The organism is Rhizobium terricola (assembly GCF_012927355.1).
Lineage (GTDB): Bacteria > Pseudomonadota > Alphaproteobacteria > Rhizobiales > Rhizobiaceae > Allorhizobium > Allorhizobium terricola.
On sequence record NZ_JABBGK010000001.1, the window covers coordinates 1,682,349 to 1,706,903 of the forward strand.

Annotated in this window: 24 protein-coding genes; 7 read left to right on the plus strand and 17 right to left on the minus strand. The window is 62.3% G+C overall.

Features of this window, described 5'->3' with window-relative positions:
- Nucleotides 1-41: 41 nt before the first annotated feature.
- The 5 genes from HHL25_RS08095 to HHL25_RS08115 form a co-directional block, all read right to left on the minus strand.
- The gene (locus HHL25_RS08095) at nt 42-380 is read right to left on the minus strand and encodes an integration host factor subunit alpha (RefSeq protein WP_169588895.1); all 339 of its coding nucleotides are present in this window, start codon (nt 378-380) and stop codon (nt 42-44) included.
- A gap of 107 nt (nt 381-487) precedes the next feature.
- Nucleotides 488-1,459: a beta-ketoacyl-ACP synthase III gene (locus tag HHL25_RS08100; RefSeq protein WP_169588897.1), complete on the minus strand. Its 972-nt coding sequence runs from the start codon at nt 1,457-1,459 to the stop codon at nt 488-490.
- 22 nt (nt 1,460-1,481) lie between these two features.
- A complete protein-coding gene (gene plsX, locus HHL25_RS08105) occupies nt 1,482-2,528 on the minus strand; it encodes a phosphate acyltransferase PlsX (RefSeq protein WP_169588899.1) in 1,047 nt (348 codons plus the stop codon).
- Nucleotides 2,529-2,627: 99 nt separating this feature from the next.
- Nucleotides 2,628-3,191 (minus strand): YceD family protein, encoded by a 564-nt coding sequence (locus tag HHL25_RS08110; RefSeq protein WP_169588901.1) that lies wholly within the window; start codon nt 3,189-3,191, stop codon nt 2,628-2,630.
- Between the two features lies 1 nt (nt 3,192).
- Nucleotides 3,193-3,738 carry a ubiquinol-cytochrome C chaperone family protein gene (locus HHL25_RS08115; RefSeq protein WP_169588903.1) on the minus strand — a complete coding sequence of 182 codons (546 nt, stop codon included), beginning with the start codon at nt 3,736-3,738 and terminating at the stop codon, nt 3,193-3,195.
- Nucleotides 3,739-4,008: 270 nt separating this feature from the next.
- Here HHL25_RS08115 and HHL25_RS08120 point away from each other — a divergent pair, with 270 nt between their 5' ends.
- Entirely contained in the window at nt 4,009-4,506 is a 498-nt protein-coding gene (locus HHL25_RS08120) for an outer membrane protein assembly factor BamE (RefSeq protein ID WP_169588905.1), read from the plus strand.
- Nucleotides 4,507-4,589: 83 nt separating this feature from the next.
- Here HHL25_RS08120 and HHL25_RS08125 read toward each other — a convergent pair whose 3' ends face one another.
- The 10 genes from HHL25_RS08125 to HHL25_RS08170 all read right to left on the minus strand — a co-directional run bounded on the left by HHL25_RS08125 (nt 4,590) and on the right by HHL25_RS08170 (nt 17,677).
- Complete coding sequence (locus tag HHL25_RS08125) at nt 4,590-6,728, minus strand: sodium-translocating pyrophosphatase (RefSeq protein WP_169588907.1); 2,139 nt, start codon at nt 6,726-6,728, stop codon at nt 4,590-4,592.
- A gap of 149 nt (nt 6,729-6,877) precedes the next feature.
- A complete protein-coding gene (locus tag HHL25_RS08130) occupies nt 6,878-8,107 on the minus strand; it encodes an MFS transporter (protein ID WP_169588909.1) in 1,230 nt (409 codons plus the stop codon).
- Nucleotides 8,108-8,123: 16 nt separating this feature from the next.
- Complete coding sequence (gene nusB / locus HHL25_RS08135) at nt 8,124-8,603, minus strand: transcription antitermination factor NusB (RefSeq protein WP_169588911.1); 480 nt, start codon at nt 8,601-8,603, stop codon at nt 8,124-8,126.
- A 6-nt stretch (nt 8,604-8,609) separates the two neighbouring features.
- Complete coding sequence (gene ribH, locus HHL25_RS08140; protein ID WP_169588913.1) at nt 8,610-9,068, minus strand: 6,7-dimethyl-8-ribityllumazine synthase; 459 nt, start codon at nt 9,066-9,068, stop codon at nt 8,610-8,612.
- Nucleotides 9,069-9,454: 386 nt separating this feature from the next.
- On the minus strand, nt 9,455-10,543 hold the full coding sequence (gene ribD, locus HHL25_RS08145; protein WP_169588915.1) for a bifunctional diaminohydroxyphosphoribosylaminopyrimidine deaminase/5-amino-6-(5-phosphoribosylamino)uracil reductase RibD: 1,089 nt from the start codon (nt 10,541-10,543) through the stop codon (nt 9,455-9,457).
- 3 nt (nt 10,544-10,546) lie between these two features.
- A complete protein-coding gene (gene nrdR / locus HHL25_RS08150; protein ID WP_169588917.1) occupies nt 10,547-11,020 on the minus strand; it encodes a transcriptional regulator NrdR in 474 nt (157 codons plus the stop codon).
- A gap of 9 nt (nt 11,021-11,029) precedes the next feature.
- Nucleotides 11,030-12,319, minus strand: a complete 1,290-nt coding sequence (gene glyA, locus HHL25_RS08155) for a serine hydroxymethyltransferase (RefSeq protein WP_169588919.1) — start codon at nt 12,317-12,319, stop codon at nt 11,030-11,032.
- A 238-nt stretch (nt 12,320-12,557) separates the two neighbouring features.
- Nucleotides 12,558-14,612, minus strand: a complete 2,055-nt coding sequence (locus tag HHL25_RS08160; protein ID WP_169588921.1) for a putative bifunctional diguanylate cyclase/phosphodiesterase — start codon at nt 14,610-14,612, stop codon at nt 12,558-12,560.
- Between the two features lie 147 nt (nt 14,613-14,759).
- The gene (locus HHL25_RS08165; RefSeq protein ID WP_169588923.1) at nt 14,760-16,118 is read right to left on the minus strand and encodes an aminotransferase class I/II-fold pyridoxal phosphate-dependent enzyme; all 1,359 of its coding nucleotides are present in this window, start codon (nt 16,116-16,118) and stop codon (nt 14,760-14,762) included.
- 230 nt (nt 16,119-16,348) lie between these two features.
- Complete coding sequence (locus HHL25_RS08170; protein WP_169588925.1) at nt 16,349-17,677, minus strand: L,D-transpeptidase family protein; 1,329 nt, start codon at nt 17,675-17,677, stop codon at nt 16,349-16,351.
- Between the two features lie 243 nt (nt 17,678-17,920).
- On the opposite strand from HHL25_RS08170, the gene HHL25_RS08175 reads away from it, so the two are divergent.
- Nucleotides 17,921-18,667, plus strand: a complete 747-nt coding sequence (locus tag HHL25_RS08175; protein ID WP_261345114.1) for a PhoP regulatory network YrbL family protein — start codon at nt 17,921-17,923, stop codon at nt 18,665-18,667.
- Nucleotides 18,668-18,727: 60 nt separating this feature from the next.
- Here HHL25_RS08175 and ldtR read toward each other — a convergent pair whose 3' ends face one another.
- Both ldtR and HHL25_RS08185 read right to left on the minus strand, forming a co-directional pair.
- A complete protein-coding gene (ldtR, locus tag HHL25_RS08180) occupies nt 18,728-19,237 on the minus strand; it encodes a transcriptional regulator LdtR (RefSeq protein WP_169588929.1) in 510 nt (169 codons plus the stop codon).
- A gap of 130 nt (nt 19,238-19,367) precedes the next feature.
- Nucleotides 19,368-19,805, minus strand: a complete 438-nt coding sequence (locus HHL25_RS08185; protein WP_169588931.1) for a DUF6163 family protein — start codon at nt 19,803-19,805, stop codon at nt 19,368-19,370.
- 132 nt (nt 19,806-19,937) lie between these two features.
- On the opposite strand from HHL25_RS08185, the gene hemB reads away from it, so the two are divergent.
- From hemB to HHL25_RS08210, 5 genes are all read left to right on the plus strand, one after another.
- Nucleotides 19,938-20,954, plus strand: a complete 1,017-nt coding sequence (hemB, locus tag HHL25_RS08190; RefSeq protein WP_169588934.1) for a porphobilinogen synthase — start codon at nt 19,938-19,940, stop codon at nt 20,952-20,954.
- A 74-nt stretch (nt 20,955-21,028) separates the two neighbouring features.
- A complete protein-coding gene (locus HHL25_RS08195; protein WP_169588936.1) occupies nt 21,029-21,487 on the plus strand; it encodes an RDD family protein in 459 nt (152 codons plus the stop codon).
- A 154-nt stretch (nt 21,488-21,641) separates the two neighbouring features.
- Complete coding sequence (locus HHL25_RS08200; protein WP_169588938.1) at nt 21,642-22,427, plus strand: arginyltransferase; 786 nt, start codon at nt 21,642-21,644, stop codon at nt 22,425-22,427.
- On the plus strand, nt 22,417-23,292 hold the full coding sequence (locus HHL25_RS08205; protein WP_169588941.1) for a DMT family transporter: 876 nt from the start codon (nt 22,417-22,419) through the stop codon (nt 23,290-23,292). Before HHL25_RS08200 ends, HHL25_RS08205 begins: the two co-directional genes overlap by 11 nt.
- 102 nt (nt 23,293-23,394) lie before the next feature.
- Nucleotides 23,395-24,537: a cyclic nucleotide-binding domain-containing protein gene (locus HHL25_RS08210; protein ID WP_169588943.1), complete on the plus strand. Its 1,143-nt coding sequence runs from the start codon at nt 23,395-23,397 to the stop codon at nt 24,535-24,537.
- Nucleotides 24,538-24,555 lie beyond the last annotated feature (18 nt).

Below are 24,555 nucleotides of genomic sequence, written 5' to 3' on the forward strand. Positions count from 1 at the left end.
CGCCGCGACAAGCTCGCCGCAGCACTCCACGCTTTTCGGCGTCAGCTGGCCGGGTTCTGCGGCTTCTGCTTCGCCTTGCGCTGCAGGTGCGACCGGAGGATCCGCTGCTTCAGCACGTTCGATGCCTTGAAGGTCATCACGCGCCGCGGGGAGATCGGCACTTCCTCGCCGGTCTTCGGATTGCGGCCGATACGTTCGTTCTTGCTACGCACCTGGAACGTCGCGAAGGACGACAGCTTGACGGTCTCGCCGCGGACGATGGCGTTGCAGATCTCATCGATCACCGTCTCGACCAGCTCGGCTGATTCGGTCCGCGATAGCCCGACCTTGCGAAATACCGATTCCGCCAAATCTGCTCGCGTCACTGTCTTGCCGGCCATGGTTCTCGTCCGCTTAAATCAATGATCTTGTTGAATTCGCCAGAGAGTATTGCCCTTGCGCGTGACGGTCAAGCGCTTGTTAAAAATCCTTTATTTCGCGCCGGCCACTACCAGCGCACAAGGACGGCACCCCAGGTGAAGCCGCCGCCCATGGCTTCGAGCATCACCAGATCGCCCTTCTTGATCCGTCCGTCACCGGCGGCAACCGAAAGTGCGAGCGGAATGGAGGCCGCCGAGGTGTTGCCATGCAGATCGACAGTGACCACGACCTTTTCGAGCGGAATGCCGAGCTTCTTTGCGGAACCGTCGATAATGCGGCGGTTCGCCTGATGCGGCACCAGCCAGTCGATATCGCCGGCGGTCGTCCCGGTTGCGTCAAAGGCAGCTTCGATAACGTCGGTGATCATGCCGACGGCATGCTTGAAGACCTCGCGGCCCTCCATGCGCAAATGGCCGACCGTGCCGGTGGTCGAGGGACCGCCGTCGACATAGAGCTTTTCCCGGTGGACGCCGTCGGAGCGCAGTTGCGAGGTCAGCACGCCGCGGTCGGCATTGGTGCCCTCGCCTTCCGATGCCTCCAGGACGAGTGCGCCGGCGCCGTCGCCGAAGAGCACGCAGGTCGTGCGATCGGTCCAGTCGAGAATGCGGGAAAAGGTTTCCGCGCCGATCACCAGCACGCGCTTCACCATGCCGCCACGAATGTGCAGATCGGCCGTCGACATTGCGTAGACGAAGCCGGAGCAGACCGCCTGGACGTCGAAGGCGAAACCGTGATGCATGCCGAGACGGTTCTGGATGTTGACGGCGGTGGCCGGAAAGGTGTTGTCCGGCGTCGAGGTGGCACAGATGATCAGATCGATATCGGCAATCGTCAGTCCGGCATTATCGAGCGCCTTTTGCGCGGCTTCGGCGCCGAGCGAGGCGGTTGTTTCACCTTCGCCCGCGATGTGGCGCTGACGGATGCCCGTGCGCTGCACGATCCATTCGTCCGAGGTTTCCACCAGGTCTTCCAGGTCGCGATTGGTCATCACCCGCTTCGGGAGCGCCGCCCCGAAACCGCGAACAACAGAACGGATCATTGTGTCTTCCTACCCCGTCGATTCATGCCGCTTCCGGACCCGCCGAAGACGGATGCCGTGCATGATATTTTTTTAGATCGTTTTCGATTTTCTGCGTGAGCCCGTTGCGGGCCATGTCGTAGCCGACGTCGATCGCAGCCGCAAAGCCCTCGGCATCGGTGCCTCCGTGGCTCTTGATGACGATGCCGTTCAGGCCGAGGAACACACCGCCATTGACCTTGCGCGGGTCCATCTTCTCGCGAAGGCGGTCGAAGGCGCCCTTGGCAAGCAGGTAGCCGAGCTTGGCCAGCAGTGTGCGCGACATCGCGGCCTTCAGATATTCGGCGATCTGGCGTGCGGTGCCTTCGGCGGTCTTCAGGGCGATATTTCCGGTAAAGCCTTCGGTGACGACGACGTCGACCGTTCCCTTGCCGAGATCATCGCCCTCGACGAAACCATAATAGTCAATGGTGTCGAGGCCAGCCTCACGGATCAGGCGACCGGCTTCCTTGACTTCTTCCTGGCCCTTGATTTCCTCGACGCCGACATTGAGCAGGCCAACCAGCGGGCGCTCGACTTCGAAGAGAGCGCGCGCCATGGCACCGCCCATCAGGGCGAAATCGAGAAGCTGCTGGGCATCTGCGCCAATTGTCGCACCCACGTCCAGAACGATGCTTTCGCCCGAAAGCGTCGGCCAGATCGCGGCGATCGCGGGGCGTTCGATGGTCGCCATGGTGCGCAGGCAGAACTTGGCCATAGCCATCAGGGCACCAGTATTGCCAGCCGAAACGACGACGTCGGCCTGACCGGTCTTCACCGCCTCGATCGAGCGCCACATGCTGGAGATGTAACGGCCGCGGCGCAGCGCCTGGCTCGGCTTCTCGTCCATGCCGACCGCGACTTCGCAGTGATGGAAGACCGATTTTTCCTTGAGTTTCGGGTATTGGGCGATCAGCGGGAGACAGCGCTCCTGCTGGCCGAACAAGACGAACTCGATGTCGGGATGGCGTTCCAGCGCCTTGGCAGCACCGGGAATGACGACCTCGGGACCGAAGTCGCCTCCCATGACGTCAAGAGAAATTCTGATCACTTACACCTGATCCTTCTTTTTCGCTGCCGGGCGAAATTTTGGCCAAAATACCGGTTTTGCCGTGCCGCACAACCCATTTCACCGTGGCTCCGGGCGTGCTCAGTCCTTTTTCCAGTCCTTCAGCACAGCAAACGGCGACGGTTTGCGATCATCCTTCGCTTCGCTCTCGACATGGCCGGCAAACTCGACGCCCGGCTTCTTCGGATAGGGATCGATTGCGAGTGCAGCAAATTCCGCGACAAGCGCTCCGGCATCGATCGTGTCGCCGACGAAGCTCTCCGGCAGATCGGGACCATCGGGGTCGAGAACCATCTCGCCGGCCTCGTCGGTGACGATGCGCGCCAGCTTGGATCCTTCCGGTACGAAGATCTGATCGATGTCCTGCTCGATCACCGACACCACGGGTTCGAGGGTGACGACACAGGCCTGGACGATCTCGCCGGTCACATGTCCCTTGATACGGATACCGTCCTTCTTCCAGCGGTTGATCTGCAGGTCGGCAGCGAGCCGGTTCACCGCCTCGATACGCCACAGCGCTGCAAGCGCCGCGCATTCCCTTGCGTCGGCCTCGACATGGACCTGAACGGGATTGGCCGAGATATGGCCGACCTTGACCTTGTAAGAAAACGCCGCGTCGGCGGCATCCTTCCTGCGCGAACTCATGTCAGAGCGAACCTCCAGGTACATCGAGCCGAACGGAGCCGGTCTCGATGACCTCTTCATCGACGGTGCGGAGCTGGCGCTCGGCGTCCATCATCCAATCGGCAAGGTGCGTCAGATCCGGCGCGCCCTCGCCTGTTTCCGGATATATATTGCGCCGCAGGGCCGCCGCCAACAGGCCGCGATCATCTTTGTCCAGCGCATCGGCATAGGATTCGAGCCGGCCATAGAACATGCCGGCCAGCTTCTTCATCCGTTTCGGCACGCCCTGGTCGCCGATGCCGAGTTCACGGATGGAATGATCGACATCCTCGAAGAAGGCGTCGACGATCTCCTGGGCAATCTCCTGCCCGCCGCGCGCGGACTGCCGTGTGCGACGAAAGAACAGAATCAGGACGAGCGAGAGCATCTCGAAACGGCCCATCACCGTGTCGGGCACGCCAAGTTCGGCATAGAAGACCGGCGTCCTGGCTGTCGAGGTGAGTGCCGCATACTGGCGCTCGACGATGATCCGGTTATGCTTTTTTTGCCGGAAGAAGCCGAATACCATCCCATTTCACCAAAAAGAGCCGAGGGAACGGGCTCGCCTGCCTCGGGTCGTGTTGCATGATTGCGAAAGCTGGTTTACCGAAGCAGACGTGAATTGCAATGCCGTTTCTGCCAACTGGCCCGATCCTCGCGGCCATATCCGGGCAGCCCGTTGTTTCGACCCGATAGGGCTGCCACAGCGGATGCTTCGTCCCCGGAAAGGCCACAATGGTATAGCAACAGGTTTTTCGGTCGCCCCTCCGGGCGGCCTTTGTGTAGAGACATTGGAGACGTGTGGTTGGAAATGCGGTATTTCAGATCGGACAGGAAAGTTCTCGGCTGCACTGCCCTCGCGCTCGCCCTCACGGTCGGTGGCCTTGCCGGTTGCACCACCTCCGAAGTCTTCCATAACGGATATGTCGTCGACCAGGACGCGCTGGCGCTGGTTCCGGTCGGATCGAGCCGCGAGCAGGTCCTGCTTTCGCTCGGCACGCCGTCGACCACGGCAACGTTCGACGGTGAAGTCTTCTATTACATCTCGCAGAAGCGCACCCGTTCCGTCGCCTTCATGAAGCAGCGCCTGGTGGACCAGCAGGTCCTGGCGATCTATTTCGACAAGGATGGCATCGTCTCGCAGCGCGCCAACTACACGCTGAAGGACGGCAAGGTCTTCGACATGATCTCGCGCACCACGCCGACGGGCGGCAAGGACCTCACCTTCCTGCAGCAGATCCTCGCGGGCGGCGGCGGCGCAGCAAACTCCGTCAAGAACATCTTCGGCGGCATGTAACGTTATCCGCCATCCGGGCATCAAAAAACCGCGGAAGTCTCCTTCCGCGGTTTCTTTTTGTCGGTATGTCTCCCGGCTGCCGATCAGCCAGCCAGAATGGCGAGCAGCAGAAGGGCGACGATGTTGGTGATCTTGATCGCGGGGTTGACGGCCGGGCCGGCGGTGTCCTTGTAAGGGTCGCCGACGGTATCGCCGGTCACCGAGGCCTTGTGGGCATCGGAACCCTTCAGGTGCTTGACGCCGTCCTTGTCGACGAAGCCGTCCTCGAAGCTCTTCTTCGCATTGTCCCAGGCACCCCCGCCGGAGGTCATGGAGATCGCGACGAAGAGGCCGTTGACGATGACCCCGAGCAGGGATGCGCCGAGCGCGGCAAAGGCCGAGGCCTTGGAGCCGGAAATCAGCAGCACGCCGAAATAAACGACGAGCGGCGCCAGAACCGGCAGCAGCGACGGCACGATCATCTCGCGGATCGCCGCCTTGGTCAGCATGTCGACCGCACGGCCGTAATCCGGACGCTCGGTGCCCTGCATGATGCCCGGCTTTTCCTTGAACTGGCGACGGACCTCCTCCACGATCGAGCCTGCGGCGCGACCGACGGCGGTCATGGCGATGCCCCCGAACAGATAGGGGATCAGGCCACCGAAGATCAGGCCGGCCACCACATAAGGGTTGGCGAGGCTGAAGGAGATGTCACCCATGTCGGCGAAGTAAGGATACTTGTCGCTGTTGGCGGCAAAGTACTGCAGGTCGTTCGAGTAGGCGGCGAAGAGCACGAGGGCACCGAGGCCCGCCGAACCGATCGCATAGCCCTTCGTCACGGCCTTGGTCGTGTTGCCGACCGCATCGAGAGCGTCGGTCGACTTGCGGACTTCCGGCGGCAGGTGGGACATCTCGGCGATGCCGCCGGCGTTGTCCGTCACCGGACCGAAGGCGTCGAGGGCGACGATCATGCCGGCAAGGCCGAGCATGGTGGTCACCGCGATCGCCGTGCCGAACAGGCCGGCCAGCTGATAGGTCGCGATGATGCCGCCGACGATGACGATCGCCGGAAGCGCCGTCGATTCGAGCGATACGGCGAGCCCCTGGATGACATTGGTGCCGTGACCGGTCACCGACGCCTGGGCAATCGAGTTGACCGGACGCTTGTTGGTCCCGGTGTAGTATTCGGTGATGACAACGATCAGCGCCGTGACCACGAGGCCGAGAACGCCGCAGATGAACAGGTTCCAGCCGGTAATGTCCATACCGGCAACCGTGCCGATCGAGCCCCAGCCGATGGTGAGCGAGGTCGCCGCACCGAGACCGACTATCGACAATGCGCCGGTCACGATCAGGCCCTTGTAGAGGGCGCCCATGATCGAGCCGTTGGTGCCGAGCTTGACGAAGAAGGTGCCGATGATCGAGGTGATGATGCAGGCGCCGCAGATCGCGAGCGGATAGATCATGGCGATTTCGATCGACGGAGTCGCGGCGAAGAAGATCGCGGCGAGAACCATGGTGGCGACCACGGAGACGGCATAGGTCTCGAACAGGTCGGCAGCCATGCCGGCGCAGTCGCCGACATTGTCACCGACGTTGTCGGCGATCGTCGCCGGGTTGCGCGGATCGTCTTCCGGAATACCGGCCTCGACCTTGCCGACGAGGTCGCCGCCGACGTCCGCACCCTTGGTGAAGATGCCACCGCCGAGGCGGGCGAAGATCGAGATCAGCGAAGCGCCGAAGCCGAGCGCGACGAGCGAGTCGATCACCTCGCGCGAACCGCTCTCATGGCCGAGCACCACGGTCAGAATGTAGAAGTAGATGGAGACGCCGAGCAGGGCGAGACCCGCCACCAGCATGCCGGTGATCGCACCGGACTTGAAGGCGATGTCGAGACCGGCGGCAAGGCTCTGCGACGAGGCCTGAGCGGTGCGGACATTGGCGCGCACGGAGACATGCATGCCGATAAAGCCGGCTGCACCGGAAAGAACGGCGCCGATCAGGAAGCCGATCGCGGCGGTTGCGGAAAGAAGGATCCAGGCGGCAATGAAGACAACGACACCGACCACCGCGATGGTGAGGTATTGACGGGCGAGATAGGCCTGCGCCCCTTCACGGATATAGCCGGCAATTTCCTGCATGCGGGCATTGCCCTGGTCGGCGGCAAGAACCGAGCGTGTCGCCCAGATCGCATAGACCACCGAAAGCAAGCCGCAAAATATAACGCCTAAAAGCACTGTCATTCGCAATACCCTCCCGTATTGCCCGCGCCTCACTCCTCGCGGGCGGTGACGTCCGGTCCGGCCCCTCCTCCAGAGGTCTCCAGACTGCGGCGAGATTGCGTTGCAGATTCATTAACGTCAAGCCCTGCCGGTGTCGCAGGGATGACCGCTCAGGCTGTGTCTTTGCGGGCAGCGGCGCGCAGCTGGAGAAGCACCAGAACCAGGCACAGGATGGTGACCGGCCAGATCACCAGGTTCATGATCGACCAGCCGAAGGCCGAGAAAACCTTGCCCGACGAAAAGGACGAAAGAGCCACGGTTCCGAAGAGGACGATGTCGTGGAAGCCCTGAACCTTGTCGGCCTCCTGCGGCCGGTAGCTGGAGGCGACGATGGCCGTCGCGCCGATGAAGCCGAAGTTCCAGCCGATGCCGAGAAGCACCAGCGCGAGCCAGAAGTTCCACAATTCGACGCCCATATGCGCGACGACGGCGCAGACCATCAGGATCAGCAATCCGGCGATCACCACCTTCTCCGTGCCGAATCGGGAGATCAGCATGCCGGTGAAGAAGCTCGGAGCGAACATGGCTATGACGTGCCACTGGATGCCGAGGGTGGCGAGGTCCGACGAAAAGCCGCAGCCGACGACCATGGCGAGCGGGGCCCCGGTCATCATGAAGGTCATCAGTGCGTAGGTGCTGATGCCGCAGATCATCCCCGTCAGGAAGCGCTGGGTTATGACGATCTCGCGCAGCGGACGCGGCGGCTCGGCACCGGGGCCAGCCTTCGACGCGGCATCGGGAAGCTTGAGGAAGGCGAGTACGCCGATTGCCAGCAGCATGAGCGGCACCATGCCCATGAAGGCACCGGCAAAGGTCACCGGCTCCATCCAGTCCTTCAGCCAGATGGCAAGCTGCGGCCCGACGATCGCCGACACGATGCCGCCGGCGAGGATCCAGGAGATCGCCCTGCCCTTGAAGAAGCTCGGTGACGCATCGGCCGCGGCAAAACGGATCTTCTGGGTGAACCCGCCGGACAGGCCGATCAACAGCAGGCCGAAGGCGAAGAGCCAGAAGTCGGAACGGAAGAGCGCAAGGGCCGCAACGGTGCCGCCGATTGCTCCCATCAGCGCGCCGACCATGAAGCTTTCACGCCGACCAAGGAAACGGGACGCCGCGGCAACGACGACCGCGCCGATCGCGACGCCAATGTTGAAGCCGGTCAGAGGCGCCGTCGCCAGCGATTTGTCAGCGCCGAGCAGCTGGAAGCCGGCAAGGCCCCCGACGGCGAAACTCAAGGGGCCGGCCGAACCGAGAATCGCCTGGGCAGCGGTGAGAATATACACGTTGCGCTTGGCCGAACGCAGCTGGCCGTCCAAACCTTGCGTGTCTGCCGCACCCATGTCGTGATCCTTGCTGTTACTTCTTGGCGGGGCCGCGGACCTGCTTGGCGATGCGGTCGAGGACGGCGTTGACGAGCTTGGGCTCCTCGTCCTCGAAGAAGGCGCGGGCGATCTCGACATATTCCGTGACGATCACCGGAACGGGCACGTCCTTGCGCTCCAGCAGTTCGAAGGTGCCGGCGCGCAGGATCGCACGCACGGTGGAATCGATGCGCGACAGCGCCCAGTCGTCCTGCAAGGCCTTGGCGATCATCGGGTCGATCACCTTCTGGTCGCGCACGACGCCAGCCACGATGGAGCGGAACCACGAGGCGTCGGCCTTCAGGTAGGTGTCGCCGTCGAGCTCCTGGCCGAGGCGATGAGCTTCGTATTCACTAACCACTTCAAGCACGCCGGTGCCGCCGATATCCATCTGATACAGCGCCTGAACCGCGGCGAGGCGCGCCGCACCCCGCTGGTTCGCGGTCTTTACCGGCTGGTTTTCTTCCGTCGACATATTCGTTCAGTTACCCAGTTTCTTCTTGAGCGCGATCATCGTCAGCGCCGCGCGGGCGGCAAAGCCGCCCTTGTCCAGTTCGGAGCGGCGGGCGCGAGCCCACGCCTGCGCCTCGTTTTCGACCGTCAGAATGCCGTTGCCGATCGGTAGCGACTCGGAGACGGCGAGATCCATCAATGCACGCGAGGATTCGTTCGAGACGATATCAAAGTGATAGGTCTCGCCGCGAATGACCATACCGAGTGCGACGAAGCCGTCATACTGGACACCTTCCTCGTCGGCCGCGTCGAGAGCCATGGAGATGGCCGGCGGAATTTCGAGTGCGCCCGCAACGGTTGCGATGTCGTAGGTCGCGCCGGCTTCGTCGAGAGCGGCCTTGGCGCCTTCGAGCAGAGCGTCGGACAGGTCATCGTAAAACCGTGCTTCGACGATGAGGAGATGCGGTGCAGATTTCTTCTTAGCCATGATCTCGACCCCGGTTTTCAAGAGATTTCGGCGCAGTGCCGGACAGAGGGCGGTCAAATCACGGCGCACCGGCCTTGGCAAGTGTTTTTCGGGCGGATGCGGAGAATGACATGTGTCGACGTTCTAATTTGCCGCCGCGCCGCCGCAAACCCGACCCCGGGAACAAAAGGCCTGACCGCCTGTTGTTAGCAGGAGCGTCACGTTCCGGGGCGCAGATCACACAACAAGGAGCACGGCCGAACGGTCGTCAGGAGGTACATCATGGGTCGCGGTATTTTGCTCTGGCTGCTCGGGGTTCCGATCCCGCTCATCATTCTCATCATGCTGTTCTGGCGCTAGGTTGGCCGGAAGGTCCGCGTGCCCACAAACGGGCCGCGGATGCGTCATCAGGGACCGTCTCGTTCGAAGACGCAGAGGCGATCGCCTCCCAAAACAGCCGAACGGATCTTGCGGAATCCGGGCGGCACGGTGCCGGGCGTGACTGGCGAGGGGATGCCGCCCTCCCCGACCGTTCCGCTCCCTTCGTAGAGATGGATCTCATCGACGAGATCGGCGGAAAGCCATTCAGCGGCGACCCGGGCACCACCTTCGACCAGTACCGAGGAGATCCCGCGATCGGCGAGCGCGGAAAGCAATGCTTCGGGGCGGTCGACCTCGAGCACCTCGACGCCCTTCGCCTGAAGGGACGCCTTTCGGTCGGCATAACCGGGGCGCGGCTGCCCGTCGCCAACGACGATGACCGGCACCGTCGAGGCACTCGACACGAGCTTGGAATCCAGCAGCAACTCAAGTCTGCGATCAAGCACGATGCGGATCGGGGAATAGGCTTCCAGACCCTCCAGACGAACGTTCAACAGCGGATCGTCGGCCAGCGCCGTACCGATGCCGACGAGGATAGCATCGGTTTGGGAGCGGAGTACCTGAACCTGACCACGTGCCACGGGACCGGTGATCGCAACCTGGCCGGCACCCTGCCGGCCGATCATGCCATCCGTTGAAACGGCAAGCTTCAGAATCACTTGCGGGCGCGCCTTCGTCTGGCGGGTGAGATACCCGGCAAGTGCCCGGCGCCCCTCTTCCTCAAGCACTCCTGTGGTGACCGAGATTCCGGCCTCCTCCAGCATCCGCAGTCCGCGGCCCGAGACACGGGTGTCCGGGTCGGTGACGGACACCACGACACGGGCGACACCGGCCGCAATCAGCGCATTGGCGCAAGGCGGCGTCTTGCCGTGATGGGAACAGGGTTCGAGGGTGACGTAGGCGGTCGCGCCGCGTGCGTGCTCTCCCGCATCGGCCAGCGCCTGCGGTTCGGCATGCGGCCGTCCACCGGGAGCGGTCACCCCTCGTCCGACGATCACGCCGTCCTTGACGATCAGGCAACCGACCGAGGGGTTGGTCGAGGTTCGGCCGAGATTCCAGAGAGACAGGCGGATCGCCGCCGCCATAAAACGCGCATCGTCCGGCGCCGAGGCCAAGGACTACTCGCCGCTGTCGCGGGAGATCTTGGCGCTGATCTCCTTGATGAGGTTTTCGAAGTCCTCGGCGTGCGAGAAATCGCGATAGACGGACGCGTAGCGGACGAAGCCCACGTCATCGAGGCTCTTCAGAGCCTCCAGCACCTGCAGGCCGATCTCTTCGGAGGAGATCTCCGTCTCGCCGGAACTTTCCAGGCGCCGCACGATGCCCGACACGGCACGCTCGATCCGTTCGTTGTCCACCGGGCGCTTGCGCAGGGCAATCTGGAACGAACGAACCAGCTTGTCCCGGGCGAAAGGCACCTTCCGCCCGGTCTTCTTGATGACCATCAGTTCACGCAACTGCACGCGTTCGAAGGTCGTGAAACGGCCACCGCAGTCCGGGCATATCCGGCGCCGGCGGATGGAGGTGTTATCCTCCGCCGGGCGGGAATCCTTGACCTGGGTGTCGTCCGAACCGCAGAACGGGCAGCGCATGCGCTCTCCTTACAGGTAGGGGTACATCGGGAAGCGGTCGGTGAGCTTGACCACCTTCTCGCGAACCGCAGCCTCGACGGCAGCGTTGCCCTCGTCGGAATTGGCGACCTTGAGACCATCCAGAACCTCGACGATCAGGTTACCGATTTCCTTGAACTCGGCTTCCTTGAAGCCACGGGTCGTGCCGGCCGGCGTGCCGAGGCGGACGCCCGAGGTGACGAAGGGCTTTTCGGGGTCGAACGGGATGCCGTTCTTGTTGCAGGTGACGTAAGCGCGTCCGAGAGCGGCTTCCGCACGCTTGCCGGTCGCGTTCTTCTTGCGCAGGTCGACGAGCATCAGGTGGTTGTCGGTGCCGCCCGAAACGATGTCGAGGCCACCGGCCTTGAGCGTCTCGGCGAGAGCCTTGGCATTCTTGACGATCTGGGCTGCGTAGTCCTTGAACTCCGGCTTCAGCGCTTCGCCGAAGGCCACGGCCTTGGCGGCAATGACGTGCATCAGCGGGCCGCCCTGGAGGCCCGGGAAGACGGCAGAGTTGATCTTCTTCGCAATATCCTCGTCGTTGGTGAGGATCATGCCACCGCGCGGGCCACGCAGCGACTTGTGGGTCGTGGTGGTGGCAACGTGGCAATGCGGGAACGGCGACGGATGCTGGCCACCGGCGACGAGACCGGCGATGTGGGCCATGTCGACCATCAGATAGGCGCCGACTTCGTCAGCAATCTCGCGGAAGCGCTTCCAGTCCCAGATGCGGGAGTATGCGGTACCACCGGCGATGATCAGCTTCGGCTTGTTTTCGCGCGCCTTCTTGGCGACTTCGTCCATGTCGAGCAGGTTGTCGCCTTCGCGAACGCCGTAGGAGACGACGTTGAACCACTTGCCGGACATGTTGACCGGCGAACCGTGGGTCAGGTGACCACCCGAGTTGAGGTCGAGGCCCATGAACGTGTCGCCCGGCTGCAGCAGCGCGAGGAACACGGCCTGGTTCATCTGCGAACCGGAGTTCGGCTGGACGTTGGCAAAGTTGACGCCGAACAGCTTCTTGGCGCGTTCGATGGCGAGCTCTTCGGCGATGTCGACGAACTGGCAGCCGCCGTAGTAGCGCTTGCCCGGATAGCCTTCGGCATACTTGTTCGTCATGATCGAACCCTGTGCCTCGAGAACGGCGCGGGAGACGATGTTTTCCGAGGCGATCAGCTCGATTTCGTGACGTTGGCGACCCAGTTCCTTCTCGATCGCGCCGAAGATTTCCGGATCGGTGTCGGCAAGCGTACGGGAAAAGAAGGCATCGGTGTTCGACATGACTGCAGGCTCCTGACGGGTTGATGCCAAGGGGTCTTAACGCTCACTTTGGGCAAGGGCAATACGGGACGCGACATTTGCGCATCAAAGAGCGATCCCGAGCGATCCGAGTGAGTTTTCATGGCGCCGGAGGCCGAGATCCTCCGGGGCCGACGCGTTCGGCGGCCTCACGGCGATGTACGCGCGCGTGGTGCATGGTGCAATTATCAGTGGGGGACGAAGAAGGGCGCCCCTGCCCTCACGAGGCCTTGCGCAGCTGGCGGTCGCGCAGAAAATCCTCGAGCTCGTCAAGCGGCATCGGCTTGGCAAAGGCGTACCCCTGAAGGACGTCACAACCGAGTTCCCGCAGAACCAGTGCTTGCTCCATGGTTTCGACACCCTCGGCGACGACCTCGATGCCCAGCGACTTGCCCATCTCGATGATCGAAGACACCAGGTGGCGCTTCTCCGGAGAGACGAGGATCGGGGCGACGAACTGCCGGTCGATCTTGAGGCGCTGCGGGCTCAGCCTGAGCAGGCTGACGATCGATGCGTGACCCGTGCCGAAATCATCGATCTCGATCTCGATGCCGAGCGCCTTGATCTGCTCGATGTTGGAGGAGAGCGTCTCGTCGGTCTCGTCCAGGAAAACGGATTCGACGAGTTCGAAGGCAACGGTCCCGGGCCTGATGCCGACCGCCTTCAGGCTCTCGATCAGGCCGCGGTCGTTGAGACGGCGCGCCGAGACGTTTACCGCGACCTTCGGGATGACAAAACCGAGATCCGCCCAGCGGTCGAAATGCCTCGTGGCACTTTCGAGGATGAGCCGGTCGATGACGTCGAGGACGTTGATGTCCTCGGCTATGCCGAGGAAGTGGGTCGGAGCCAAAACGCCTCGCACCGGATGCTTCCAGCGCACCAGCGCTTCCACCCCGACGATCTCGTGGGTCCGGGCGCAGAATTGCGGCTGGTAGTAGCTGATGAATTCCTTCTGCTCGATGCCGCGCAGGATATCGTCGGCGGTCTGCTTCGCATCGACGATCTCGCGCTGGATCTCCTCGGAGAAGAATTCGGCGGTGCCCTTCATGCGCTGCTTCACCCGATAGAGCGCGATGTCCGAGTTGACGAGCAGGCTCTTCGGATCGACCTCGTCGCCCATGGCGACGGCAATCCCGACACTTGCACCGACGCGGCAGAGATGCCCCTGATACGGCACCGGCTGGCAAATTCGTTCGATCAGCGCGTTGGCCAGCTCGGACAGATGACGCGTGTCGTCGTCCGACACCTGGCGGACGATGATGAACTCATCGCCGCCGACGCGGGCGATGAAGTCGTCAGGGCGGGTGGCGGCGCGGATCAGCCTGGCCACATGGATCAGCATCTCATCGCCAGCGACATGACCCATCGTGTCGTTGATCTGTTTGAACCGGTCGAGGTCGACATGAAGGAGCGCGATACCAACGCCGTCCCCAGCGCATCTCTTTGCATGATGTGCCAGCACAAGATCGAGCGAGCGCCGATTGGGCAGACCGGTCAGTGCATCATGGAGCGCGTTGAACTCGAGTGTCGCCCTGGTCGCCTCCAGTTCCGCATTGCGTGCCTCGGCAAGATTTTTCGCCTTTTCCAGCGCGATGTTGGCGCGCTCCATGTCGGCCTGTGCGTGTGTGAGCTCGCCCAGCGTGCGCTCGTGCCGGGCGACCTCACGGATCAATTCGGACCGGCTATCGACGGCTGATGCGTAGTAGCTCGCCATGAAGAAGGCATAGACGGTTGCGCTGAAGGCCGAGGCCATGCCGGCATAGACCATGTTCGTCAGAGGAACGTTGTCAGGAAAGGTTTCCCCGGACAGGACATAGGCCGCGAGAAAGAGCGACAGGCCGGCCAGAAGCTGAGTGATCACTGCAATTCGCGAAAGCACGGTCGCCCCCATGTAGAAGAAGGCGAGCATGGGCATCAGCACGTACCACATCAGGAAGGGCGAGCTGGCACCGCCGTAGTGGTAGGATCCCCACAGGATTGCGAAGTTCAGGTTGAGGATCGAAAGGTGGGCAAGCACCGCATAGGCATGCGGAAAGAGCTTGATGAGGCCGAGAAAGAGCCAGAACCCGAAAATCGACGCCGCAAGCACCGGCACCTGCGGCCAGGGCGCCGGGTCGATCAGCCAGAGACTGATCGGGATCGGCGAACCGGTGATCGGCCCGAACATATGACTGATCAGGAACATGCGGACACGCTTGCGCGTGTGCACATCCTTTCTCAGATGCGCCGGCGTCAGCCAATCAATGGCTGCATCAAGCCGGTTTGCGAGGGTCATATCTCCGCCTTTCCAATACAACGTATCGGCTAGTATACGACACAATCATTTCGGCCAGGTGAATCGCGATCCGCACATCATTGCGGATGCTTAGCGCTAAAGCGGATGCGACCGGAGGACGAGAAGCCGGAAATGCGGAAGGGGCGTTCATGCCGGATCGAGCTCCTCTGCCCCGGTCCCGACCGCGGGCGCCGCGGCCGACAGGCCGAGACGTTCCAGATCCGCGCGTCCCGCCTTCACGGCCTCATCCAGGGCGGCGATCATGCGCTCGACGTCATCGGCGGTGTGGCCCGCCATCACCTGGAAGCGGAAGCGCGATTCCGATTTCGGCACCGCCGGATATTCAACCAGGTTGGCGAGACCGCCGCTCCCGGGCAACCGTCGCGCAATCAGCCTGCCCAACGCCTCGCCACCGACGAAGACCGGAACGATCGGCGACGGCGAGCCAAGCGCATGAAGCCCGGTGCGCTCCACGGCGTGGCGAAGGTGGAGGATGTTGGCCATCAAGCGGTTGCGGAGAATGGTCCCCTCGTCCGAGCGGACAATGTCGAGCGCCGTCAGGACCACCGCCGCCTGTGCGGGAGACAACGCATTCGAGAAGGTCTGCGTGGCGCTGTAGTATTTGAGGTACTCCGCCCCTGCCCGCGATTTCACCGCGATGAAGCCACCGTTCGACGCAAAGCTCTTGGAGAAGCTGCCGATCAGGATGTCGGCGGCATCGAGAAGGCCGGCGGCGGCCAGATTGCCGCGACCGTCAGGCCCCATGCAGCCGAAATCATGCGCGCAGTCGATCAGCAGCGTCGCGCCATGGTCATCGCAAGCGGCGCGGACGGCCGCGAAGTCCGGCACGTCGGAATGCATGGAGAACAGGCTTTCGGTCACGACGAGAATTCCGCCGCGCGCATCCTTTTCTCGGATGCGCTGCAAGCGGCGACGGAGCGCGTCGGTGCTCAGATGGGCGAAATGATGGACGCTCCCGGTCGCGGCACGCGCGCCCTCCTGCAGGCAGGAATGGGCAAGAACATCCATCACCACATGGTCATGGGAACGCACGAAACCCTGAACGGCGGCAAATCCCGCCGACCAGCCGGTCGGATAGAGCACGATCTCCCTGTCATCCAGAAATTGCGAAAGCGCTCGTTCCAGCGCCAGAGAGTTCGCCGTGTTTCCGAGCAGTGCGGCCGAGCCGGCACTGTGTACGCCGTATCGCTCGACGGCCGCGATCGCCGCCTCCTTGATCCGCGGATGGGAGGACAGGCTCAGATAGTCCTGCGATGCGAAGTTGGTCCCCTGGAAGATCTGGCCGTCATCGTTGCGCACCTGGCAACTTGTCGACGGTGCGCTCTCCGTCGAGCGTGCATAGGGCCAAAGCCCGTGCTGACGTCGCCGATCCTGCCAGGCAAAGAAGCCTTCGGCGCGGCGCAGAAGTTCGCGATCTGCCGGAGCCCGGAAATCCTTGAGGCTGCCCGTCAAAGTGGCAAAAGGCAATTCCTCTTCTGGCTTCATCGCGTCCATCTCTTCCCCGCGCGCTATTGTCGATCGGCGCATGGGTGGACTGTATTTTTATGGGAAAATGGCCGCAATCCTCAAAGCTGACAGTGCAGATGCGTGAAATTCTTAACGGTTCCAATCACAATGCAATACAATTGCCAATTGCCAAGCCATTGAAACTAAAAATGGAAAAGGCCGCACCCATGGCGCGGCCCCTTGCAACTCCGGATCGCAATCGCGTGAGGTTATTGCGGCAAGATGTCGTCGTCGACAGAACCACCGACCTGTTCGACACCGATGTTCGTCTGAAGCGCCAGCTGTGCATTGCCGTCCAGTTCGTAAATGTCGTCACGGAACTGCACGACCTTGTCCTTGGCGGACCATGCAGAGATGTAAACCCAGTGGACGCCAATCTCGTCGGTCAGCGGAATCGGCGTATTGACGCGGGTCGCGATGACGCGCTCGATTTCCTGACGGCTCCAGCCGGGGGTGTTCTTCAGCAGCCAGACGACCAGATCGCGGACGTTCTGGACACGGACGCAACCGGAAGACTCGAAGCGCATCAGCTTGTTGAACAGACCCTGCGTCGGGGTGTCGTGCATGTAGACGCCGTCCGGGCTCGGGAAGTTGATCTTCGTCGAGGACATCGCGTTGATCTTGCCCGGATCCTGGCGGAACATCAGGTTCGGTGCCTTGGGTGCGAACCAGTCGATGGTCTCCGGAGCCACTTCCTGGCCATTGCCGTCAATCAGGCGGATGCTGTTGCGGGTCAGATAAGTCGGATCCTTCCGCATCATCGGGACGATGTCCTTTTCGACGATCGAGCGCGGCGAGGTCCAGTAAGGGTTCAAGATGACGTCGCTGACCTTGGAATCGAGCGTCGGGGACGGACGGCTGATCCGGCCGACGATCGCAGTGTTGCGCAGCGCCACGCGGTCGCCCTCGACGGCTTCGACATAGGCGGCAGGGATATTGACCACGATGTAGCGGTTCTCCAGCTGCTTGCCCATCATCTCCTGGAAACGCTGCATGTTCACGTTCAGCTGCATCAGACGGGTATCGGCCGACACGTTGAGCGCCTTGATGGTGAATTCTCCGAGCACACCGTCTTCGGGCAAGCCATGACGTGCCTGGAAACGCTTGACTGCACCATCGACATAGGTGTCGAAAGCATTCGACATGCCGGCCGAGCGATCGAGATCGCCGGTGATCATCAGGCGCTGGCGCAGCTGCTGAACCGACGGATCGACGGCCCCGAGCTTGAGCTTCACCGTAGGATTGACCTGCGGCCAGCCACCATTCGCGACAATCGCCTGATAGTCGGCGATCGCCTGCTGGATGTTGAAGAGATTGGTAGGGCTCAGCATCGGCGTGTTGGACACGACTGCGACGGTCGTCCGCGAAGCCTGCGCGTCGAACTGGTCGTCCCAGTTGCCGCGCCGCGGAGCGGTGATCACTTCATCGATCGCCGTCTGGGCGACTGCCTGACCGGCTACGGCAGCGACACCGGCTGCTCCGACGCCCCGCAGCAGGGCTCGACGGGACAAGGCAACGTTTCCAGACTTTTTCGACATTTTTCCTACCGTTTTCCAAATTGAACGACACATACCTTCCTTACGGCGGTATGGTTAACAAATGGACGATTTCCGCCCGCGCCGTGGTGAGCTAGCACCCTCGACCACAGCATGCATGCAGCTTTTTGCATGCATGGCCGGTCCCATATCAATATGGCCAATTCGTGGCTCGGCCTCTTGCCTGTGTTGTCACATCTCTGTCATACATCATGTCGTTATTTTCATTCACGACACAGAAATACTATGGCTTCCAAAGATTTTCGACACAGATTCGGGCGCAGACTCGACATTAACGAGTGCCAGTTCGAAACCGCCGGATCACTAAAACGTGTCTATACGCATCCGGACATGCCGGATGTAGTGTTGAAGATCGTCGATCCCGAGCGAACCCATGGCGAAGGCCGCCTCAAGGGCGAGAGCTTCATCAAACGCAAGAACCCGCTCGGCGTCTATCGCGGCTTCAGGCGCGAACTCACGCAATATCTCATTCTGAGCCGCCGCTGGAACGAAGACGTCTGTGGCGCCCCGCCCTTGGCAGTGCCTTGTGGCCTCCAGCCAACCACGGCCGGTCTGGCTCTCGTGACCGAGAAGATCATCAATGCGGACGGGGAATTGGCCCCCACCCTCGAAAAGCTGTTCCAGACAGGAGCAGTCGAGCTCAAGCACCTGGAGGCGCTCGAGCGGTTCTTCGAGGCCTGCATCGCGATGCATGTCGTGCTTTCCGACATGCATATGCGGCAGTTCCTCTACAGCGAGGTGCGTTCGGGGCGTCCGGAATTCGTCGTTATCGACGGCATTGGCGAGAAGAACATGATCCCGCTGCGGTCGCTGAGCGTGCGCCTGAACGGACGGCGCCTGAGCAAGGCCCGGGACCAGATCTTCCAGGAAATCTTTGATCACTATCCGGCGCTTCAACGCCAATGGACCGCACGACGCGCTGACGCGTCCCGGTCCGAATTGGTCAGAGGTCCAAGCGCCGAGGGGCGATGAAGGCTCCGCGCGGCCGCTGCATGACTGGAGGAAGTGCAGCGGCGCTTCAGCTCTCGTGGATTAGAGCTTGTAGCTGATGGTGTCGTTCCAGAAGCGGTCGAGACGCTGCAGGAGCTTGTTCATCTGGGTGAACTCGTCCGAACCGATGCCGCCGACCTTCTGGATCGAGCCGATGTGACGCTCGTAGAGCTTGGCGACGGTCTCGGCGACGTCCTGACCGGCTTCCGTCAGGCTGATGCGGACCGAACGACGGTCGATGCGCGAGCGCTGGTGGTTGATGAAGCCGAGGTCGACGAGCTTCTTGACGTTGTAAGACACGTTCGAGCCGAGATAGTAACCGCGCGAGCGCAGTTCACCGGCGGTCAGCTCGGAATTGCCGATGTTGAAAAGCAGGAGTGCCTGGATGGCGTTGACGTCGCTGCGACCCTGGCGGTCGAACTCGTCCTTGATGACGTCCAGAAGACGGCGGTGGAGACGTTCAACGAGGTGCAGGGATTCCAGGTAGAGGTTGCGGATCGCTTCTTCCTGGGGATCGATCGATGCCGGCTGCGGCTTCAGTTTCGTGTTCATGTCGGTCTGCCTCACTGTTTTGGGTGGCGGCTGTTGTTTTCTCCCGCCTTGGTGAGGACCATATCCAATGCATATAAAATTCTATTTAAAACGCAGCCTTAACAGGAGCTTACCAAGCGGCCAGATCCCATCAGGGTAAATCAACCCTTATCTCTTCCCCCTTGTGGCGCATTTCGAGCCACAGGGCGAACCGGAAGACGATGTAGACCGCAGCCACCACCGCATGCATCGTGACGGCAAGAGAGTTATGGCCGAAAGTGGGGGACCAGAGCCCGTACATGAGCACCTGGGTCCCTGCCCCGAGCGCCCAGATGACCGGCCCCCAGGATACACAGAGCCAAAGGCCGAGGGCCGCGATCGGAAAGAGAACCGCAAGGCTCGTGCCGACGACCTTCCATGGCAGCGCGATCAGATCGAAACGGCCGGAACCGCTCGCCGAGTAGCCGACCAGCATGCCCCAGTATTGGAGTGCGAACCAGAGGCACGCCACCGCCACCATCCGCAGGAAGATCACGAACAGCGTTTCCGTCAGGCTGCGTTTCGGTGCGCTTTGAGAATCAGGTTCCATGCGCGGAGGATAAGCGCAAGCAGCCCCCTTTCGCCAGCCGCAGCCGCGACGAAGCGCGCGCTTCCGCTTTGGCAAAGGCTGGCTTAAGTGCTATCCAGCCAAAACTCAAAAGACGCAAACGAGGAATTCGCCATGCAGGACAAGACACATCTGGTCGACGACATCACCGGTCACCGCCGGATGCGCCGCAACCGCAAGGCCGACTGGACGCGCCGCATGGTGCAGGAGAACCGGCTGACCGTCGACGACCTCATCTGGCCGATCTTCGTCATCCCTGGCGAGAACATCGTCGAGCCGATCGCCGCGATGCCTGGCGTCAACCGCATGACGGTCGACAAGGCCGTCGAAGCGGCCAAGGCCGCGGCCGATCTCGGCATTCCGGCGCTCGCCACCTTCCCCAATGTCGAAATGAACCTGCGTGACGAGACGGGATCTCAGATCCTCGAAGCCAACAACCTGATCAACCGCACGACGGCCGCCATCAAGAAGGCCGTGCCGAACATCGGCATCATCACCGACGTCGCGCTCGACCCCTTCACCAGCCACGGCCATGACGGCATCCTGCGCGGCAGCGAAATCGCCAACGACGAGACCGTCGACCAGATCGTGCGGGCAGCGGTCCTCCAGGCCGATGCGGGTTCGGACATCATTGCGCCGTCCGACATGATGGACGGCCGGATCGGTGCGATCCGCCGCGGGCTCGACGCCGCCGGCCACCAGTCGGTCGGCATCATGTCCTACGCGACCAAGTTCGCCTCCTGCTACTACGGCCCCTATCGCGAAGCGATCTCGACCGGCGGACTGCTGAAGGGCGACAAGAAGAGCTACTACATCGATCCCGCCAACGGCACCGAGGCGATCCGGGACGCCGCCCTCGACGTCGAAGAAGGCGCCGACATGCTGATGGTCAAGCCGGGCCTGCCCTATCTCGACATCTGCTGGAGAATGAAAGAGGCCTTCGGCCTGCCGGTCTTCGCCTATCAGGTGTCCGGCGAGTATGCGCAGATCAAGGCTGCCGCCGCCAATGGCTGGATCGACGGCGAGCGCGCGATGCTGGAGACCCTGCTGTGCTTCAAGCGCGCCGGCTGCGACGGCATCCTCACCTATTTCGCGATGGACGTGGCGAAATATCTCTCCAGGCAGGGCTGAGGCTCATCCCGGCGGATTGTTTTTCGCCGGGTGCTTCCCATATCCATGTTTCGAAACATTTGCGGGAGCAAACCATGACCCTCGACCCGAACCCGATCTACGCGGCCCCTGAAGACTGGCGCGCCTATAGCGGCGTGCTGTCTCGGCGCGTCTTCGCGTTCCTTATCGACTATCTGATCGTCGCAGCACTTTGGGTACCGGCGGCCGTGCTCGTCTTCTTCATCGGTGTCCTGACGCTCGGGTTGGGGTTCCTGCTTTATCCCATCCTGTTCTTCATCGTCGCCGGCCTCTATTTCGGCCTGTCGCTCTCCGGCCCGTCGCAGGCGACGCCCGGCATGCGGGCGATGGGGATCGCGATGGTCCGGCTCGATGGTCGACGCATCGATTTTGTGACCGCCATCGCTCATCTCGCGCTGTTCTGGATCCTCAATTCGATCCTGACGCCGCTGATCCTGCTCGCCGGCCTTTTCATCGAGCGCTCGCGACTCGTTCACGATCTGCTGCTCGGAACCGCGACGGTTCGCACCGCTTAAAAATTGTCGAAATGCAGACCGGGCGCTCTGGCGCCCGGTTTTCGGCAAATTCCGGGGCCAGAGATCGATCGCATTTCGCTAAGAGTTGACGTTTTCCAATCTTGCGCCATGCTATTCATTATATTCGTGGCGGCAGGCTAACGACCGGAGCGCAATGAACACCCAGACGTCACCTTCCCCGCAATTCTATCTGACGGCGCCCGCGCCGTGCCCCTACCTGCCGGGAGAAATGGAACGGAAGGTCTTCACCCACCTCGTGGGGCCGCGCGCCACGGAAATGAACGACCTCCTGACCCAGGGCGGCTTCCGACGGTCGCAGAACATCGCCTACCGTCCCGCCTGCGAGGCGTGCCGGGCGTGCATTTCCGTTCGGATCATCGTCGACGAGTTTGTTCCAGGCCGTTCCTTCAAGCGCATCCAGGCAATTAACAGCGACGTCGTGTCGACCGTCTTCCCGGCGCAGCCTTCGACCGAACAGTTCTCGCTGTTCCGCGGCTATCTCGACCACCGCCATCAGAGCGGCGGCATGTCGGACATGTCGGCGCTCGACTATGCGATCATGGTCGAGGATACGCATGTGCAGACCCGCATCATCGAATATCGCCTGCGCAGTCCCGGTGACGGCCTCAGCCTTCAGCCGAAGGGCGAACTGATCGCCGTCGCGCTTTCCGACCAGATGAGCGACGGCCTGTCGATGGTCTATTCCTTCTTCAACCCGGCACTGTCGAAGCGCTCGCTCGGGACGATGATGGTGCTCGACCACGTCAACCGCGCAAGGTCGCTCGGCCTGCCCCATGTCTATCTCGGCTACTGGGTGCGCGGCTCGCACAAGATGGACTACAAGACGCGCTTCCTGCCCCAGGAGCACTTGACCAACCAAGGATGGGAACGCTACGAGCCCGGTGCGGACGTCACCGGGCAAGCAAACGATGAATCCTGATACTCGTGCCGGTCGTCGGACCGGTCTTCTGATTGCCGCGGCAGGCGGTCTCTTCCTCTCCTTCGACATTCCTCTGGTCCGACTGGCCGATGGCGGCCTCTGGCCGGTTCTCGGACTGAGAAGCGTGGCAATCGTGCTCGTCGCGTTGGTCGCGATCACAGTGATCCGGTTCATGACAGGCCAATGGCAGGCCTTCCGCCTGACGCGCGCCTCGCTGCTTGGCGGGCTGTTCTACGGCCTGAGCACGATGGCCTTCGTCGCGGCCGTCTATCACACGACATCGGCCAACGTGGTGTTCATCGTGGCGTTTTCGCCGATGATCGCGGCGATCCTTTCCTGGCTCTTCCTCAACGAAAAGCCGAGCCGCTCGACGCTGATCACCATGGGCGTCATGCTGCTCGGCGTTGGCCTCATCGTCGGAAGCGGCATTTCCGCCGGGCACCTGTTCGGCGACCTGCTCGCGGCGGTGGCGGCAGCGCTGATCGCCGCAGCACTCACCGTCGGACGCGCGTCGCGGCAGCCGATGGGTTTCGTGCCGCTGCTCGCCGCCGCGATCCCGGGGGCTTTCAGTCTGCTGTTCGGCTGGAACGAGGGCCTGCTTGCCATGGAGGCGCCGGTCTGGGCGATCCTCGACGGCGCGGTGATGATGCCGCTTGCCTTCTGGCTGCTCGCAACCGCGCCGCGCTACCTGCCGGCGGCCGAGGTGGGCATGTTCTACCTCCTGGAGACGATCCTCGCTCCGGTGTGGATCTGGCTCATCTTCACGGAAATGCCGGGCAGCGCGACATTGATCGGCGGCGCGATCATTCTTCTCGCCCTGTTCTTTCATTCCCTCGCCGGCATGCGCTCGCGCCCGCAAGGGTGACGATCGGCCCAAACTTGGACGCTTGGGGCGCCTCGCCAAGATCGCCTTCCCGGCTATTGTCACGCGACCATTCGCATCGACCAGCGCCGGGACCCAGCCTTCATGACCTATCTGCGTTCGGAAACCGTCGTTGAGGTCAACGACTTTTCGGAGATGCTGCTCAAGCATACGACGCTCCGGCTGTGCCCGGACTATCTCGCCGAATTCCGCCGGCACGTCGACCCGATCACCTATCGGGCCAATGATACCGTCTTCACCCAGGGCGAATTCGGTGACTTCGCGCTCCTGGTCGCCGAAGGTGAGGTCGAACTCTATGACATCGAAACCGACGAGACGATCTCGATCGCCGGCCCGGGATCGCTGGTCGGCGAGCTCGACCTGATCGGCGACGAACCGCGCGGTGCGTCTGCCCGTGCCATCGGCCCCGTCCGCGGCTGGGTCATCGACCGGATGGACTACGCGCAGTTTCTCGACGACCGGCCGGAGCTCGAGACGCTGTTCTTCCGCAAGATCTACGCGCAGCTGTCGGCGAGCCACGCCAAGCTGAAGCAGCAGTTTTCCGCCCTGGAAGATGCCGACCGGCGTTACCATGCGCTGGCCTTCATGTTCGTCACCATCGTCTTGATGGTGAACTGCTATGCGCTGGTCAACGGGCTCATCCTCGGCGGTCTCCGCGCCGCCCACCAGGAGGCGATGGTCTTCTGGACGGCGCGCGTCATGGAACTCTGGGGCGCTTTCATCCTCTGGGGGCTCACCAAGCGTTGCGGCCTCGACCGGCACGACATGGGCATTCGAACGACCAACCTGCTGCCCTCGTTCGCGGCCGGCATCGCGATCAGTATCCCGGCGCTGGCGGCCATGGCCTATTTTCGCACGGAGCTCTATCCGGTGCTCGAAGGCACGCCGCTTTTCGATTTTCGACTGATGACGCTCGACACCTATACCTACATTCTGGTGTCTGCCCTGCAGGAGTGGATCTGCCGCGGCGTCTTCCTGACCTCGATCGCCAGCCTGATGCCCGGGCGGTCCCGGCCGATCGCGGCGATCGCCATTTCATCCCTGGTTTTCTCGACGCTGCATCTGCACTACAGCGCCTCGCTCGCGGTCGTGGCGCTGGTGACCGGCATCGTCTGGGGCTGGCTCTTCCTCAAGTACCGCAGCCTTGCCGGGCCGATCATCTCGCATTTCATTCTCGGCAATGCGGCAACTCTCATGGGGCTGTGGGCTATCTGGAAGTCGGGCTGAAACGCAGAACGCCGACCT

Coding starts and splice junctions, on each gene's coding strand:
- HHL25_RS08095 (WP_169588895.1), bottom strand. CDS start 380: ATGGCCGGCAAGACAGTGACGCGAGCAGATTTGGCGGAATCGGTATTT.
- HHL25_RS08100 (WP_169588897.1), bottom strand. CDS start 1,459: ATGATCCGTTCTGTTGTTCGCGGTTTCGGGGCGGCGCTCCCGAAGCGG.
- HHL25_RS08110 (WP_169588901.1), bottom strand. CDS start 3,191: ATGAGTTCGCGCAGGAAGGATGCCGCCGACGCGGCGTTTTCTTACAAG.
- HHL25_RS08115 (WP_169588903.1), bottom strand. CDS start 3,738: ATGGTATTCGGCTTCTTCCGGCAAAAAAAGCATAACCGGATCATCGTC.
- HHL25_RS08125 (WP_169588907.1), bottom strand. CDS start 6,728: ATGACAGTGCTTTTAGGCGTTATATTTTGCGGCTTGCTTTCGGTGGTC.
- HHL25_RS08130 (WP_169588909.1), bottom strand. CDS start 8,107: ATGGGTGCGGCAGACACGCAAGGTTTGGACGGCCAGCTGCGTTCGGCC.
- nusB (WP_169588911.1), bottom strand. CDS start 8,603: ATGTCGACGGAAGAAAACCAGCCGGTAAAGACCGCGAACCAGCGGGGT.
- ribH (WP_169588913.1), bottom strand. CDS start 9,068: ATGGCTAAGAAGAAATCTGCACCGCATCTCCTCATCGTCGAAGCACGG.
- nrdR (WP_169588917.1), bottom strand. CDS start 11,020: ATGCGCTGCCCGTTCTGCGGTTCGGACGACACCCAGGTCAAGGATTCC.
- glyA (WP_169588919.1), bottom strand. CDS start 12,319: ATGTCGAACACCGATGCCTTCTTTTCCCGTACGCTTGCCGACACCGAT.
- HHL25_RS08160 (WP_169588921.1), bottom strand. CDS start 14,612: ATGACCCTCGCAAACCGGCTTGATGCAGCCATTGATTGGCTGACGCCG.
- HHL25_RS08165 (WP_169588923.1), bottom strand. CDS start 16,118: ATGAAGCCAGAAGAGGAATTGCCTTTTGCCACTTTGACGGGCAGCCTC.
- HHL25_RS08170 (WP_169588925.1), bottom strand. CDS start 17,677: ATGTCGAAAAAGTCTGGAAACGTTGCCTTGTCCCGTCGAGCCCTGCTG.
- HHL25_RS08175 (WP_261345114.1), top strand. CDS start 17,921: ATGGCTTCCAAAGATTTTCGACACAGATTCGGGCGCAGACTCGACATT.
- ldtR (WP_169588929.1), bottom strand. CDS start 19,237: ATGAACACGAAACTGAAGCCGCAGCCGGCATCGATCGATCCCCAGGAA.
- HHL25_RS08185 (WP_169588931.1), bottom strand. CDS start 19,805: ATGGAACCTGATTCTCAAAGCGCACCGAAACGCAGCCTGACGGAAACG.
- hemB (WP_169588934.1), top strand. CDS start 19,938: ATGCAGGACAAGACACATCTGGTCGACGACATCACCGGTCACCGCCGG.
- HHL25_RS08195 (WP_169588936.1), top strand. CDS start 21,029: ATGACCCTCGACCCGAACCCGATCTACGCGGCCCCTGAAGACTGGCGC.
- HHL25_RS08200 (WP_169588938.1), top strand. CDS start 21,642: ATGAACACCCAGACGTCACCTTCCCCGCAATTCTATCTGACGGCGCCC.
- HHL25_RS08205 (WP_169588941.1), top strand. CDS start 22,417: ATGAATCCTGATACTCGTGCCGGTCGTCGGACCGGTCTTCTGATTGCC.
- HHL25_RS08210 (WP_169588943.1), top strand. CDS start 23,395: ATGACCTATCTGCGTTCGGAAACCGTCGTTGAGGTCAACGACTTTTCG.